This window comes from Mesorhizobium sp. M0815 (genome assembly GCF_040319995.1).
Lineage (GTDB): Bacteria > Pseudomonadota > Alphaproteobacteria > Rhizobiales > Rhizobiaceae > Mesorhizobium.
In genome coordinates this window covers 41,868-57,414 of the sequence record NZ_JAMYOU010000020.1, presented here as the reverse complement: position 1 = coordinate 57,414, position 15,547 = coordinate 41,868, and the positions used below count along the sequence as shown (strand labels likewise).

14 protein-coding genes and 1 tRNA gene are annotated in these 15,547 nt (G+C 61.9%); 9 read left to right on the top strand and 6 right to left on the bottom strand.

The genetic code is table 11. The features are described from left to right. Positions 1–80: 80 nt before the first annotated feature. On the bottom strand, positions 81–887 hold the full coding sequence (locus NKI01_RS21485; RefSeq protein WP_023718827.1) for an undecaprenyl-diphosphate phosphatase: 807 nt from the start codon (positions 885–887) through the stop codon (positions 81–83). 161 nt (positions 888–1,048) lie between these two features. Here NKI01_RS21485 and NKI01_RS21480 point away from each other — a divergent pair, with 161 nt between their 5' ends. From NKI01_RS21480 to NKI01_RS21440, 9 genes are all read left to right on the top strand, one after another. Beyond that, positions 1,049–1,741 (top strand): glutathione S-transferase family protein, encoded by a 693-nt coding sequence (locus NKI01_RS21480; protein ID WP_023678968.1) that lies wholly within the window; start codon positions 1,049–1,051, stop codon positions 1,739–1,741. Beyond that, positions 1,722–2,882 carry a tRNA epoxyqueuosine(34) reductase QueG gene (gene queG / locus NKI01_RS21475; protein ID WP_352495434.1) on the top strand — a complete coding sequence of 387 codons (1,161 nt, stop codon included), beginning with the start codon at positions 1,722–1,724 and terminating at the stop codon, positions 2,880–2,882. The genes NKI01_RS21480 and queG overlap by 20 nt, the downstream gene beginning before the upstream one ends. Further along, complete coding sequence (locus NKI01_RS21470) at positions 2,879–3,787, top strand: SDR family oxidoreductase (protein WP_352495433.1); 909 nt, start codon at positions 2,879–2,881, stop codon at positions 3,785–3,787. The genes queG and NKI01_RS21470 overlap by 4 nt, the downstream gene beginning before the upstream one ends. Before the next feature lie 56 nt (positions 3,788–3,843). Continuing rightward, a complete protein-coding gene (gene mepA, locus NKI01_RS21465) occupies positions 3,844–4,935 on the top strand; it encodes a penicillin-insensitive murein endopeptidase (protein ID WP_352964548.1) in 1,092 nt (363 codons plus the stop codon). A gap of 121 nt (positions 4,936–5,056) precedes the next feature. Continuing rightward, positions 5,057–6,082: a glucokinase gene (locus tag NKI01_RS21460; protein WP_023718823.1), complete on the top strand. Its 1,026-nt coding sequence runs from the start codon at positions 5,057–5,059 to the stop codon at positions 6,080–6,082. A 119-nt stretch (positions 6,083–6,201) separates the two neighbouring features. Beyond that, positions 6,202–8,061 carry an ABC transporter ATP-binding protein gene (locus NKI01_RS21455; protein WP_352964547.1) on the top strand — a complete coding sequence of 620 codons (1,860 nt, stop codon included), beginning with the start codon at positions 6,202–6,204 and terminating at the stop codon, positions 8,059–8,061. Positions 8,062–8,066: 5 nt separating this feature from the next. Next, complete coding sequence (gene dapB, locus NKI01_RS21450; RefSeq protein WP_036244690.1) at positions 8,067–8,891, top strand: 4-hydroxy-tetrahydrodipicolinate reductase; 825 nt, start codon at positions 8,067–8,069, stop codon at positions 8,889–8,891. 25 nt (positions 8,892–8,916) lie between these two features. Beyond that, positions 8,917–9,537 (top strand): 2,3-bisphosphoglycerate-dependent phosphoglycerate mutase, encoded by a 621-nt coding sequence (locus tag NKI01_RS21445; protein WP_352964546.1) that lies wholly within the window; start codon positions 8,917–8,919, stop codon positions 9,535–9,537. Between the two features lie 73 nt (positions 9,538–9,610). Beyond that, positions 9,611–9,695 (top strand) — tRNA-Leu (locus NKI01_RS21440). 121 nt (positions 9,696–9,816) lie between these two features. Here the strand turns inward: NKI01_RS21440 and NKI01_RS21435 are convergent. The 5 genes from NKI01_RS21435 to NKI01_RS21415 all read right to left on the bottom strand — a co-directional run bounded on the left by NKI01_RS21435 (position 9,817) and on the right by NKI01_RS21415 (position 15,511). Continuing rightward, positions 9,817–10,188 carry a DUF4087 domain-containing protein gene (locus NKI01_RS21435; RefSeq protein WP_352495429.1) on the bottom strand — a complete coding sequence of 124 codons (372 nt, stop codon included), beginning with the start codon at positions 10,186–10,188 and terminating at the stop codon, positions 9,817–9,819. 88 nt (positions 10,189–10,276) lie between these two features. Continuing rightward, positions 10,277–10,777 (bottom strand): hypothetical protein, encoded by a 501-nt coding sequence (locus NKI01_RS21430; protein ID WP_352495428.1) that lies wholly within the window; start codon positions 10,775–10,777, stop codon positions 10,277–10,279. Positions 10,778–10,861: 84 nt separating this feature from the next. After that, positions 10,862–12,574, bottom strand: coding sequence for a M60 family metallopeptidase (locus NKI01_RS21425; RefSeq protein WP_352964543.1), 1,713 nt, complete (start codon positions 12,572–12,574; stop codon positions 10,862–10,864). A 179-nt stretch (positions 12,575–12,753) separates the two neighbouring features. After that, a complete protein-coding gene (locus tag NKI01_RS21420; RefSeq protein ID WP_352481356.1) occupies positions 12,754–13,143 on the bottom strand; it encodes a lysozyme inhibitor LprI family protein in 390 nt (129 codons plus the stop codon). Positions 13,144–13,186: 43 nt separating this feature from the next. Then, positions 13,187–15,511: a lysozyme inhibitor LprI family protein gene (locus tag NKI01_RS21415; protein WP_352964541.1), complete on the bottom strand. Its 2,325-nt coding sequence runs from the start codon at positions 15,509–15,511 to the stop codon at positions 13,187–13,189. Between the last annotated feature and the right edge of the window lie 36 nt (positions 15,512–15,547).

Genomic DNA, 15,547 nt, shown 5'->3' with positions numbered 1-15,547 from the left:
AACCATACGTCCACAAGATCGTATGGCTCGGCTTCGGGCAAGAACAGAGTTCCGGCTGGGATTGCGCTATCCGCGCCGGCTCACCCCCAGATTGCCAGCCCCGCCAGGCCGACGATGCCCACGACCAGCCGCCACCAGCCGAACAGCGCATAGCCATGGCGCGAGACATAGTCGAGCAGGAAGCGCACGACGATTAGCGCGGTGACGAAGGCGGCGACGAAGCCGACGGCGATGATAGGCAGGTCGGCACTGCTCAGCACATTGCGGTTCTTGAACAGGTCGAAGGCGAAGGCGCCGACCATGGTCGGGATGGCAAGGAAGAAGGAGAATTCCGCCGCCGCCCGTTTGTCGACCCCGAGCAGCAGCGCGCCGACGATGGTCGAACCCGAGCGCGATGTGCCGGGGATCAGCGACAAGCACTGGAACAGCCCGATCTGCAGATAGAGCCTGGTCGGGAACCGCTCGACATCGTGGTAATATGGCTTCGGCTTCATGCGATCGACCAGCAGCAGGATGACGCCGCCGATGATCAGCATGATGCAGATCAGCCGCGGCGATTCGAACAGCACCGTCTTGATGAAATCATGCGCCAGCGCGCCGACGACGGCCGCCGGCAGGAACGCGATGAGAATGCCAAGGACGAAATGCCGCGTCAGCCGATCGTATGGCAGTTCGAGCAGCATCTTCCAGAGCCGGTGGAAATAGACGCTGAGGATCGCCAATATGGCGCCGAGCTGGATCAGGATCTCGAAGGCCTTGCCGGTCGAATGAAAGCCGAGGAAATGGCCGGCGAGCAGGATATGACCGGTCGAAGACACCGGAATAAACTCGGTCAGGCCCTCGAGCATGCCGAGCAGCAGCGCTTCGACGACGGTCTGGCTTTCCATGGCAACCTCGGCGTTGGAGGGAGGGCTTGAGAAAACGGCTTGCTTGTCACGGCGCGGAACTCCCCCTATAGGTCGCAGCACCCTGACAGCCCCTGAATCGGGCGGCCAAGACTTACCGGCGCAGCCGGCGATTTGCCAGTGCGCTCTATTATCGCGGGACCATGCTAACGCTTTTCCACCATCCGATGTTCGCCAGCTGCCGCTTCGTCCGCCTCGCCTTTGGCGAGTATGGCGAGGAACTGGCACTGATCGAAGAGAAGCCGTGGACGCGGCGCAAGGAGTTCCTGGCGCTGAACCCGGCCGGCACGCTGCCGATCCTGCTTGCCGAGGGCGACGTGCCGATTGTTGGCGCAGTGGTCATTGCCGAATATCTCGACGAGACGCGCGGCGTACTCAAGCGCGACAAGCGGCTATTCGCCGAAGACCCGATGGAACGCGCCGAAATCCGCCGGCTGACCGACTGGTACCTCAACAAGGCGGAAAGCGAGGTTACCCGGCATCTGGTGCGCGAGCGCGTTCTGAAGCCGGTCATGCCGGAAACAGCGGGCGGCGGCTCGCCCGATTCGGCGGCGATCCGCGCCGCCCGCGCCAATATCCGCCAGCACATGAAATACACCAACTGGCTGGCCGGCACCCGTCATTGGCTGGCCGGCAACAAGGTCACCTATGCCGATCTCGCGGCGGCGGCGGCACTGTCGGTGCTCGACTATCTCGGCGAGATCGACTGGCGCGAACACAGCGCCGCGCGCGAATGGTATACAAGGGTGAAATCACGGCCTTCGTTCCGGCCGCTTCTGTCCGACCGGGTGCGTGGCCTGTCGCCGGTGTCACATTATGCGGACCTCGATTTCTGATACGGCAAAGCTGCGCGCGCTGATCGACCGCGAGGCGCGGAACGCCGGCTTTGACGCCGTCGCCGTCACAACGCCCGATGCGATTCCGCGGGCGCCGGAACGGCTGGCCGAATTCGTTGCCGACGGCTTTCACGGCTCGATGGGCTGGATTGCCGAAACGCTCGAGCGGCGAGGCAAACCAGCGGCGCTCTGGCCAGAGGTCCGCTCGATCATCGTGCTGGCGATGAATTACGGCCCCGACCGCGACCCGCGCGACATCCTGGCAAAACGCGATCGCGGCGCGATCTCCGCCTATGCGCAGAACCGCGATTATCATGACGTCATGAAAGGCCGGCTGAAGGCGATCGCCGGCAAGCTTGTTGCGCGCGCCGGCGGCGACGTCAAAGTGTTTGTCGACACCGCGCCGGTGATGGAAAAGCCGCTGGCCGAGGCGGCCGGCCTCGGTTGGCAAGGCAAGCACACCAACCTGGTCAGCCGCGCCCATGGTTCCTGGCTGTTCCTCGGCACCATCTTCACGACGGCCGAGCTGGTGCCGGACGCGCCTGAGGACGATCATTGCGGCTCCTGCCGCGCCTGTCTCGACGCCTGCCCGACGGACGCCTTTCCGGCGCCTTACCGGCTCGATGCGCGGCGCTGCATTTCATACCTCACCATCGAGAACAAAGGACCGATCCCACATGAGTTCCGGGAAAAGATCGGCAATCGCATCTACGGCTGCGACGACTGCCTGGCCGCCTGTCCGTGGAACAAATTCGCCCAAGCTGCCTCCGAGGCTAAGCTTGCCGCCCGCGCGGACTTGCGCGAACCGCCGCTCGCCGAGCTGCTTTGCCTGAACGACGCTGCCTTCCGCGCGCTTTTTTCGGGCTCGCCGGTCAAGCGCATCGGCCGCGACCGTTTTATCCGCAACGTGCTGATCGCGGCCGGCAATTCCCAGGACTTGTCGCTGGCCGGCGCCGTCCGCGCGCTGCTCGACGACGCCTCGCCGCTGGTTCGCGGCGCCGCGGTATGGGCGCTGTCGCGGCTAGTGCCGGGTCAGGAATTTGCCGAACGTGCCGCAGCCGCTTTGCAAGTAGAAGGTGACGAGGCGGTAAGAGGCGAATGGCTTCTGGCCCTGCCAAAGCCGATCGAGGCCCATACATGACAAAAAAGCAGATTTTCATCTTCGGCGCCGGTTATTCGGGCAGGGCCTTCGCCGGCGCCAACAGGGATGCCGACACAACGATCTTCGGTACAACACGGTCGCTGGAAAAATTCGCGGCGCTGCGGCAAGCCGGTATCGTGCCGCTGCGTTTCGATGGCACGCTGACTTCCGAAATCGGCGATGCGCTTGGGAAGACAACCCATCTCGTCGTCTCGGTCGCGCCGGACGAGGCCGGCGACCCGGTGCTGGGCGCGGCACGCGAGGTGATCGTGGCCAACATGCCGGAGCTCGAATGGATCGCCTATCTCTCCACCGTCGGCGTCTATGGCGACCATGGCGGCAACTGGGTGGACGAGGCCGCCGAATGCCGGCCGTTGTCGAAGCGGTCGGTGATGCGTGTCGCAGCCGAGCAGGATTGGCTGCAACTGGGCCACGACATCCACCGGCCGGTGGCGATCCTGCGGCTTTCCGGCATTTATGGGCCGGGCCGCAACGCCCTGGTCAATCTCGAAAACGGCACCGCCCGGCGACTGGTCAAGCCGGGCCAGGTGTTCAACCGCATCCATTGCGACGATATTGCCGGCGCTCTCTGGCATCTAGCCGAAGGCGATCGCGGCGGCATCTTCAACGTCACCGACGACCTGCCGGCGCCGCCGCAGGACGTCGTCGCCTATGCCGCCAGGTTGATGGGCATCGAGCCGCCGCCCGAAATTCCGTTCGAGACCGCCCAACTTTCGCCCATGGCGCGGTCCTTCTATGGCGAGAACAAGCGTGTCGCCAACGCGGCGATCAAGGCGGCCGGCTATGGCTTTCGCTTCCCCGACTACCGCTCGGCTCTCGACGCCATGTGGGCGAGCGGCGACTGGCGCGACGGCGAGGCGCGCAGTCCGATGAAACGGTCGTGATCGATACGTTGCGCGGGGCGTGGTATGATGCGGTTCAAATCGCGGAGGGGTCCAGCTTGGGGAAGACGTTAAAGCGAGCCTTGCCGGGAAAAACACTGCTGCTGACGGCAGCACTGGCCGTCGCCGGCCTAACGCTTGCCGCGCAAACGGCGAGCGCCGAGCAACGGGCAAAAGAGCTGTTCGGCGCCAAAAAGCTGCCGGCACTCGCAGCAGCGCAATCGATCGGCTTTTATTCCAAAGGCTGTTTTTCCGGCGGCGTCGCGCTGCCCATGGACGGCCGGCACTGGGAGGTGATGCGACCGTCGCGCAACCGCCGTTGGGGCCATCCGGCGATGATCGCGATGATCGAGAAACTATCGCGCGATGCCGCGGCCGACGGCTGGCCGGGCCTGTTGATCGGCGACATCTCGCAACCGCGCGGCGGGCCGATGCTGAGCGGCCATGCCTCGCACCAGATCGGCCTCGACGCCGACATCTGGCTAACGCCGATGCCCGACCGCAAGCTTTCGACCGAAGAGCGCGAAAACATCAGCGCTACCTTGATGGTCGATGAAAAGACCCATCTGGTAAAGGATGGCCTGTGGACGCCGATGCACACGCGGCTGTTGAGGCGCGCCACGAGCTATCCCGAAGTCGAGCGCATCCTGGTCAATCCAGGGATCAAGAAGAAGCTCTGCGACACGGTCAAAGGCGACCGCAGCTGGTTGCGCAAGGTCAGGCCGTTCTGGGGCCACGATTACCACTTCCACATTCGTATCGGCTGCCAGCCTGGGTCACCCGACTGCAAGGCGCAGGAAGCGACGGCGCCAGGCGATGGCTGCGACCAGGCGCTGGCCTGGTGGTTCACCGAGGAGCCGTGGCGCCCCAACAAGAATCCGGACAAGCCGAAGGCACGCGACGTGATGACGATGGCGAACCTGCCCAGGCAATGCCAGTTCGTGCTCGACGCGCCGGCTCCGGCCTCGGCGGAAGCAGTCACCTATTATGGCGACGGCGTGCCGATCGCGGCCGTACCCGCTCCCGCGGCAGAGCCTTCGCCGCCGCCGACGGTCGCAGCCGGCGCGGCAGCGCTTCCGGCCTCGGCGAACGCCTTTGTGGCGACCCCCGAGATCCGCATTCCGCTGCCGCGGCCACGACCGGGGCACTGATGCGGGCAGCGTGTTCGCTGTCTGCATCCGTGCATCTCCACTTCGAAAACCGATTTCCCTTTTTGCGGTCATGCGCTAGTCAACGAGAGAACGGCGATACGCGTCGGGAACGGACGAGAGCATGCCAGGCGTAAGCGACGACGACACTCTGTTGCGGTTTCCGATTCTGATCGGCGACATAGGCGGCACCAATGCGCGCTTCTCGATCGTGCTTGACGCGAATTCCGAAGCCGGCGAGCCGACGATCGTCCAGACCGCCAACTTCAATACGATCGACGAGGCGATCCAGTCGGCCGTGCTCGACCGCTCGTCGGTCCGGCCGAATTCAGCTGTGCTGGCGGTAGCCGGTCCTGTCGAAAGCGACGAGATCCCGCTTACCAATTGCCCATGGATCGTCAAGCCGAGACAGATGTTCGCCAGTCTCGGTCTCAGCGACGTCGTGGTGCTCAACGACTTCGAGGCGCAGGCGCTGGCCGTCGTCGCGCTCGGCGAAGAGCATATGGAAAAGATCGGCGGTGACGCGCCGGAACCGAATTCCGGGCGGGTAGTGCTCGGCCCGGGAACCGGGCTCGGCGTCGCCGGGCTGGTCTATGCGCTGCATCACTGGATACCGGTTCCCGGCGAGGGCGGCCATATGGATATCGGCCCGCGCTCGCCGCGCGATTTCCAGGTGTTTCCGCATATCGAGAAGCTCGAGGGCCGCATCTCCGGCGAACAGATCCTGTCCGGGCGCGGCCTAGTCAATGCCTACCGGGCGGTGGCCAAGGCGGACGGCAAGCCGTCGCCCTTTACCACGCCCGCCGAGATCACCGCCGCGGCGCTGGCAAAGAACGATCCGGTAGCCGAAGAGGCGCTGTCGATCTTCGTCACCTGCCTGGGGCGCACCGCCGGCGATCTCGCTCTGGTGTTCATGAGCCGCGGCGGCGTGTTTCTCACCGGCGGCATCGCGCAAAAAATCCTGCCGGCACTGCGCACCGGCAATTTCCGCGCCGCCTTCGAGGACAAGGCGCCGCATAGCGCCCTGATGCGCAGCATGCCGGTCTATGTCATCACCCATCCGCTAGCGGCGCTTTTAGGGCTGGCCGCCTATGCCAGAAATCCGTCGCTGTTCGGCGTGCAGACGGCGGGGCGGCGCTGGCGGGTCTAGGACACACGCTGCGCCGCGACGAAGTTTCGCCGTCCCCGGCCATAGGCAAGCCGCCATTGGGGCGTTAAGAGGTTACCGAATTGCAGCCCGGCCGAACCGAAACCACAAAGCGCTCCAACTTGACACTTCCAGCACCAACCAAAGGGAAAGTCCGTCCCAGCGAGATCGTGGCGGTGATCCGCCGCATCATCGCCGAGAACAGCCGCGACTATCGCTGGTACTATGCTCTTGCCGTGCTGTGCCTGGTGACGATCGCGGCGACGACCGCCTTCACAGCCTGGATCATGAAGGATGTCATCGATCAGATCTTCTACCAACAGCGCGGCGATCTTATCGCGCTGATCAGCGTGTCGATTCTGGCCGCCTTCATGCTGCGCGGGCTGGCCAGCTACGGCCAGGCAGTGACGCTGGCCAAGATCGGCAACAATCTGGTGGCGCGCTATCAGCGCCGCATCTTCGACCACCTGATGAAGCTCGGCGTCAGTTTCTTCAACGACACCCGTTCGGGCCGGCTCGCCGCGCAGATCAACGAGAACGTCAACGGCATCCGCGATCTCCTGTCGATGACGCTGACATCGCTGGCACGCGATGCCGTATCGCTTGTCGCGCTGGTCGGCGTCATGATCTGGCAGGACCCGGTGCTCTCGGCGATGTCGCTGCTGATCGGGCCGCCTTTAATTTACAGTGTCACCTATCTGATGCGCCGGGTACGTCGCATCACTCGCGAATCGGTGCAGATCAACTCGCGGCTGATCGGCGCCATGCAGGAAGCGACGCAAGGCATCGCTATCGTCAAGGCCTTCACCCTGGAGGACGAGCTGTCGCGGCGCATCGGCGGCCTCGTCGCCGGCGCCGAGCAGCGGGCAAACAAGATCGCCCGCGTCTCGGAACGGCTGACGCCGATCTCCGAAATGCTGGCCGGCTTCGCCGTCGCCGGCGTCATCGCCTATTCCGGCTACCGGGCGACTGTCGGCGGCCAGCCGCCGGGCGCGGTGTTTGCCTTCATCACCGCCCTGCTGCTTGCCTATGACCCCGCCAGGCGGCTGGCGCGTATGCAGGTCGGCATGGAAAAGTCGCTGGTCAATGCGCGCATGATCTACGAGCTTCTCGACCTCGAGCCGCAGCAGGGTGACGTGCCGGGAGCCGCCGAGGCGAAATTCACCTCTGGCGAAGTGCGCTTCAACAATGTGTCCTTCCGCTATGTCGAAGAGGCGCCGGTCCTGCAGGATCTGAGCTTTGTCGCCGCTGCCGGCAAGGTGACTGCCATCGTCGGAGCTTCGGGCGCCGGCAAGACGACGCTGGTTGCGCTGCTGCAGCGCTTCTACGACGTCGAGTCGGGCAGCATCGATATCGATGGCCAGGACATTTCAAAGGTCACCAAGCATTCGCTGCGCGGCTCGATCGCCTATGTTTCGCAGCAGCCTTATCTGTTCGAAGGCACCATCCGCGACAACATCCGCTACGGCAGGCTGAGCGCCACCGCCGCCGAGATTGAACGCGCCGCCCAACAGGCCGCGGCCGACGATTTCATTCGCCAGCAGCCGCAAGGCTACGACACGCCCGTCGGCGAGAACGGCGTGACGCTGTCGGGCGGCCAGCGCCAGCGCGTATCGATTGCCCGCGCCATCGTTCGGCAGGCGCCGATCCTGCTGCTCGACGAAGCCACCTCGGCGCTCGACAACGAGGCCGAGGCCCGCGTCCAGGAAGCGCTGACCCATGTCATGGAAGGGCGCACCACCATTGTCATCGCGCACCGGCTGTCGACGGTGGTCAATGCCGACCATATCATCGTGCTGGAGCAGGGCCGGCTGGTCGAACAGGGCACGCACGCCTCGCTGATGGCCGACCCGCACAGCGTCTATGCGCGGTTTCACCGGGTGCAAGGCAGGAAAGGGCTGGGGCTTGTCGATGACGGCAAGCCAATCCAGAGTGCGGCGCAAAATGCCCGCGCGAAAAAGGTGGTCGGGAGACATTCATGAGTGACATGCCGACCGCGAGTGAAATGGGCCTGGTGGTGGTCGGCGCTGCCGGCCGCATGGGCCAGGCGCTGATCCGCGCCATCCACACCATACCGGGCGCGCGTGTCGCCGGCGCCATCGCGCCGGCCGGATCGCCCCATATCGGCAAGGATGCCGGCGAGCTGGCCGGCGTCGGCCGGCTCGGCGTGGCGATCGGGGACGATCCGCTGCCGGTCTTCGCCAAGGCCGACGGCGTACTCGATTTCACCACCCCGGAAGCGACCGTCGAATTCGCCGGCTACGCGGCGCAGGCGCGCATCGCCCACATCATCGGCACCACCGGCTGTTCGGCCGAAGACAACGCCAGGATCGCGGCCGCCGCGCGGCACGCGACGATCGTCAAGTCAGGCAATATGAGCCTCGGCGTCAATCTGCTGGCGGTGCTGGTGGAGCAGGCGGCGCGCGCGCTCGATGCCGACGATTTCGACATCGAGATCCTGGAAATGCATCACCGGCACAAGGTCGACGCGCCGTCGGGAACGGCGCTGCTGCTCGGCGAAGCCGCCGCTAATGGGCGCGGCATCGACCTTGACGGGAACAGCGTGCGGTCGCGCGACGGTCATACCGGCGTGCGCAAGGCAGGCTCGATCGGTTTCGCCAGCTTGCGCGGCGGCTCGGTCGTCGGCGACCACAGTGTGGTGCTGGCCGGTACCGGCGAGCGCATCACGCTCGCCCACCATGCCGAGGACCGGGCGATCTTTGCCCGCGGCGCAGTCAAGGCAGCCCTGTGGGCGCGCGGCCGCAAGCCGGGCCTCTATTCGATGCGGGACGTGCTCGGCCTGACCAGTTGATCCATAAAAATTTGAAGGAGCAAATATGTCGAGAACTCTCGTGCTCGTGCGCCACGGCCAGAGCGATTGGAACCTGAAGAACCTTTTTACCGGCTGGCGCGACGTCGACCTGACCGAACTAGGCCATACCGAAGCCAAGGCGGCCGGCGCCAAGCTCAGGGCGCGCGGCATGAAATTCGACATCGCCTTCACGTCGTCGCTGATCCGGGCGCAGAAGACCTGTCAGCACATTCTAGACGCTGTCGGCCAGAGCGGGCTCGAGACCATCCGCGACCAGGCGCTGAACGAGCGCGACTATGGCGATCTCTCCGGCCTCAACAAGGATGATGCGCGCAAAAAATGGGGCGAGGACCAGGTGCATATCTGGCGCCGCTCCTACGACGTGCCGCCGCCCGGCGGTGAAAGCCTGAAAGACACCGGCGCACGCGTCTGGCCCTATTACCTGCACGATCTGCAGCCGCATGTGCTGCGCGGCGGTACCGTGCTGGTGGCGGCGCACGGCAATTCGCTGCGCGCGCTGATCATGGCGCTGGACGGCAAGTCGGGCGAGGAGATCGTCAAGCTCGAGCTCGGCACCGGTGTGCCGATCATCTACACGCTCAACGCCGATTCCACGGTAGCGTCGAAGGAAGTGCTGGAGCACTGAGCCGGAGAAGGAACGCGGCTTTCAAAAAAGCGCGTTGACACTCATCCTTTGCCCGCTTAATGAGCGCGCACCAGCCCAGATGGCGGAATTGGTAGACGCGCACGGTTCAGGTCCGTGTTCCGCAAGGAGTGGAGGTTCGAGTCCTCTTCTGGGCACCAAATTCCCGTTTCGAACTTTTGATAAGGTTCAGAAACCCCAAGAAAAAGCCCCGGTTTTGCCGGGCCTTTTTCTTGAGCCGATGTCCGCTGTCGCCCATGGTACCCCATAAGTATCCAATAATTATCCGTCCGGGTTAGGCAGCGATCTGTCGTTGCGACAGCGCACGAGCGGAAGGATTTCGCCCGAGATTATTCTGGTGATCTTTTGCTGCTTGGCGTTGGTTACGACGGTCATGCACGCGCATCCGTAGCCGTGGCCGGAACCAGGCACATTGGTCTCGACGAATTGCCGCTCGTCAAAGGCCGGCACATTGTCGATGCCTTTGGGATCCGGTCGCCCCTGCATCTGGATCCACCAATCCCCGTCACTGTCGGTCAGGACGAGGTTGCCGGGTGTCGGGCTGGAGTACCAGCCACAACGGCGCTCGGCGTAGGCGGCGGCAGGCAAGGACATGATGGCCAGGCAGAAACAGGTAGCGAATAATGGGCGCATGAGAACCTTTACCTCCTTAAGTAAAGCAGGTCATGCCGCCGATAATCTGCGTTGACGCAGGTAACGAGGCGGCATGATTTTGTAGGCCTTATGGCCTCAACTTCGTGTCCACATTTTCTTCGATCAATCCGCAATGAAGCGTCACAGGCTTCCTTTGGACATCGCTTAGTGGACCGTCGATGAAATCGCAGCTGAGCAGATTGTCCGGACTGCTCTTGCGTGCGGATGCAACGTTGACGTTGACCTCGGGAGGGCCGGCAAGCCAGTCGAGACGCTTCGTGTCGACCTTTGTGCCGCCGATGTGGGCGTGGCCCGCTGTGCCCGCTATCTCGACCTCTTCGTCCTGCGGCGTGAGATCGATCTGGCCGACTTCGTTGGCGTGCTTCTCGGCACTCCGCTTCGGGTCACCGTAATAGGAGGCGAGGACAACGATCCCTTCCTTTTCAGTCGCGAGCTTGGCGGCTGCTTTTTTGGACAGCGTGACGTTGACGTCGAAGCCGAGGTCGCCCTGGGCTGTCGCCGGCACAGCACATGCTAACAGCGCAGATGCTGCAATCGTTACTGCGGGCAGTGATCTATAGCGTTTCACAATCCACCTCCTTTAGCCCTCACGCAATGCCGATACCCCCGCATCCTTTCGTGTCTGGCTCCCGCATCACGCTCGCCGCCGGCTTCACCGTGAAACAACATTCAGACCAACGCGCGACAGTTGAGGATCTGCTGGAGGCGGATTCAAACGCTTCAATCTGTCGGCGGTTTCCTGCTCTATGTGCAGCCCCCAATCGGAAAAGAACCGGGTCAGGTCCTGATTTGCGACCGTACTGGCACGCAGGATGAAGGTTTGTACCTTGACCGCATCCTGCTTATTGGCATCGTCCAGTGGATGCTCGCGGTAATATCGGTGAAGCTTCGGATAGAAGTCCTCGCCGAGACCCCGGCGCAATTGATCGAACATGACCAGCCGCACCCAAAGCTCATCGTCGTCATCCGCGCTGGCACGCATTTGTTTTTCATTGTCGAAATCGCGCGTCTTCCGCGCCAGATATCGCGCCGCCAGATCCAGCGGCGTCTTGCCGGTAGACTCATCGCGCTCTTTCAAGCGGGACGGATGGCCAAAATGTGCCTGGGCATTGAGGGAATAGATATTGACCGTAGTTTCTACGATCTCGCCCCAGGTCCAATCCTCCTGCTGGTACATATGGCCGGTTTCATGCCAGATCGACCACGCTTGCCGCAGCTTATTCACGTCCAGCAAATCACCCATGTTGCTGCCGGGGGCACCCAGAAAATAGTTGCCTGCGTACATGTATATGCCGTCGTCGAAGACCTTCGCCGGTGTCACCGTGTCCTGCTGATAGTGCATGCGCAAACGGGATGCCCGATGAAGTTTGGAGGAACCGTCGAGACCGGATAGTGCATCGTACCAGCCTAGAATTTGCTCGAGGGTGTCGAGAATTTCCGCAGGGTCGCCCTGAGGCGCCCTCATATAGACTTTGCGGGTCGCGGTAATGGCAACACGCTCGCTTATCATCTCGACGAATGGCGCACCGGGCAGGTCGGTGAGCATTTTACGCCAGTCTTCGAAGCTTGTTTTTCCCTTGACGTAGAGGGGGATCGAACTGCCGCCGCGCACGATGCCCACGTCGATCGGAGGCAGAGCCGCACTGAAGCCGCTGTAGGCGTAGCGGAAATGGATCAGCCCGTCGCGCTTCGCCGTGAAGTCGGTGCGCCCTTCCTTGGCAATGACCAATTGCGGGTCATCCTGGGGTCTTTCGTCATAGAAGCTGTTCATCGGGCCGATCATGATCATCAAGCCGTCGGGGGAAGGCTGCAGGCCTTCGGCCGTAACCGATACTGCCTCTCCCTTTCTCACGAACACACCGCTTGGCTGATCGTCCATCAGCGTCGTGCGTCTCAGCCTATTGGCCTCGGGTGTGGCTGCAGGCATCGGAGCGAGGCGATAGCGCTTGTTCAGATTGTCGAATTCCGACACCGCTGCCGACGCCGCTGCCGGTCGGTCGCCATTGCCGGCCGGATAAAGCAACCACTGGGCGTTATCGTCCAAGCTGGCGTCATAGACGATGATCTGAGCGTCGTCCGCACGTTCATTGGCCCTGACGTTGAGCGTCGTGCCGCTGTCATCCAGCTCGATGCCATAGCTGTTCAGATGCGGCTTGAAGCGCCATGCCTGCCCCTCAGCGGACTGCTCGTCCTTGAGGACGACACTCGTATTCCCGTTTTCGTCTTCGTCGCCCCCAGCAAGATACGTTCCGTATCGTCGAGACCGGATCTGATAGGTTGCGCCGTTCGTTTCCCCGGTCGCCCTGGTGATGGTCCATAGCTGCGCGGGACCATCCTTGGGTTTGCGAGCGGACTGACCAAGCACGATCTCGCCATGCCTGTCTTCAAAGACGGTGAGCGCTTTGTAGGAATGCTTCGCGCGATGTAATAATCCCCTTCGGGGATCTCAGCGGCACTTGCGACCGGAACAATTGCCGCCAGCAACAGCCCAGCTATCAAGTGCACTGCAGATACGATGAAGGTCTTCATCCCGGCACCGACGTGTCAATTCGCGGCCGGAACGGGACAACTCATCGGATCGCCCTGCTTGCCGCATTTCAGGTAACCCTCGAAGGCTTTGACACGGGATTGCGCCAGGCTATCCATGCACTGCGCGGCGAGCATTGGCATTGCGCTTCCTCCGGCCGCTCCCGCGGTCTGGAAACGGCACTCCGCGTCGCGAAATTTGTCCCAATCCCGCTGCGCCTGAACGAGAAGCTTCTTGGTATCCGCGTCGCCCTTCAGGCGGGCTTCGATCTGTTGGTAAAGCTCGTTGAGCTTCTTGTCGGATTTCTTGAACGCCGCATCGGCGCACGCATTCAGCGAGGCCTGATCCTTGGCGGCATCGTAGCACTTGTCCTGGGCGAGTACGAAATTCGGCACGGCCAGAACCACGGCGGCAGTCAGTATTGCGGTTTTCATCGATTGTCCTTTCCTATTATCTGGTTTTCATTGGATCGGCTTTGCCACCATCGGCGAGCGTGACGCTGCCGAGCTTTCCTAAGCCGGTCAGCCTGCCGCCTTCCTTGACCGTGACTTTGCCGGAGACCTCCCCGTCAACGACAAGCAATCCCGAGACTGAAATGTCACCGGCCAAAGAGCCGGTCACGCGCAACTGCGCCCCTGACGCGACTTCCGTCACGCCGGAATAGTTGTTCTTGCCGCTCAGCGTCAGCTTGCCGCCGGCGACAACGAGGCCGCCGCTCATGCCGGCGTCATCAAAGTCCGCTATGGTTCCATCAAATTGCCCGTTGGCTTTTGTCAGGATCAGTCTGCCCGCACCCAGATAGACCTCGCCTTTGCCGTTCAGGTTGCGAATGGCCGTATCGTTGAGGGAGTGCGCCACTCCCCAGGACTTCAGGTGGTTTCCTTTTTGATTGAGGTTGAGCACACCGTCGACCGTGACGCGCGAGGAATGCTCGATGCTGCCCGGCCCGGCCAGGGTAAGACACCCATCGGCCGCGATATGGGTTGTGCCGGTGTAGGTATTGCCCCCGGTCATGCGCACGTCCGCGTCCTTCTCGATCGTGAAGTCGCCGGCGCCGGAGACGATGCCGGCCAGTCCGAGCCATCCCTTGCTTCCAGCATCGCTGGTCGCGCGATTCAGCTGAACTTGATCCTTGGCACCCCCGTCTGTCGTAAAGTTGCCAGCGCTGACAAAATAGGGTGAATATGCGGTCGTCTTGTTTTCCAGATCATACATTACGGAATTGGACTGAAAGAAGGGTAAGCCGATAGTAATTCCATTGCCGTTAACCTCATCACTTTGGCGATCGATAACGACATCGCTGTATTCCTTGTTGTTAAAGCTATCGTCAAATCCAAAGAATTTTAAGTCCGTTATATCAGAACTATATTCCTTGATTTGAAATCCTCTCGATCGAAGCTTATTTAAAACACCCTCTGAGGTTATGGAGACAAAAGTCGCCGTTCCTGTATCCAACAACACGGGCCCATTGAAATCAACCGAACGTTTCTTTCCCATATAGTCAAAAGAAATTGTATAACGGTAAGAGCCTTCGTTCACATTGGATGCGTTCGCGCCTGTTTGCGGGAATCTCTTCTGGTAATGTTCGTAAAGCTGAGAACCCAGTTCGCCCCAAGGCATCAGGGCCGTAAACTGGGATCTCAAACTGGGGGACAAATTCAGCGCCAGGCAGGGAACGCAACCCGGTGTGGTCTTCTTTTTTCCAAGATTTGCATTGGCAGAGACCACATAGCCGCTTTGGGTTTGACTGCCGGGGGCAGTGGTCTGATCTCCCGCAAAGATAAAATCGGCGGCTCCAAAGACGCCGTAAAACGTCGTCGAATCACCGGGTTCGCCGTTCTGCATGCTCTTGCGCGCATTAAGATCCGCATAGACCGGCGTATCGCCGTGGTGGCCCACGGGCTTTTGCGTCAATTTCACATCCTCGAGGTCGCCGAAACCCTTTGTGTAGACGTAATCCACCACCCGACCAGCGGCGAAGTCGCCATCGAGGGTTACGACAGGCTTTGAGCGATCATCCGGATCGTAATAGGACAGGCTGTCGAAACGGACCTGTTGTACCCAATCTCCATAGGTGCCGTCTCCATACGGGTACATTCCAGGCTTGCTGCCGGGCACCGGCTTTATGCCGGGGACACTCGAATCGATCTCCGCGTTGAACTCATCCGACCCGGTGTCGAATTCGTACAAACGAGGCGTGGCACCATTGATGCCCACCACGATCCCGAGTTTGTGATAGATGACTTCATCACTGTCGAGTCCGTATTCCCTGACATGTTGCAATGGAATGGATATCGGGCCGGTAGCCTGGGCAAGGCCGGTCCGGCCGTTCTCATCGGCCACAGGGGATACGGCAGGTGATGTGTTCGCTGCCGGAACGCGGCAGCTCGGATCGCCTTCCTGGCACTTCAGGTAACCCTCGAAGTCCTTGACCCGGGATTGCGTCAGGCTGTCCATGCACTGCGCGATGAGCATTGGCGTCATGCTTCCTTCGACCGATCCTGCGGTCTGGAAACTGCACTCCGCGTCGCGAAATTTGACCCAACCCCGCTGTGCTTGAACAAGAAGCGTCTTGGTATCCGCATCGTCGTTCAGGCGGGCTTCGATCTGCTTGTAAAGCTCGTTGAGCTTCTTGTCGGATTGCTTGAACGCGGCATCGGCGCACTCGTTCGGGGCGGCCAGATCCTCGGCATCGGCGCACTTGTTCATGTCCTGAGTAAAGGCGAAAGCTGGCATGGCCAGAACCACGGCAACTGTCAGTATCGCGGTTTTCATCGATTGCCCTCTGTTTAGAACAGCCGGCACGGTCGG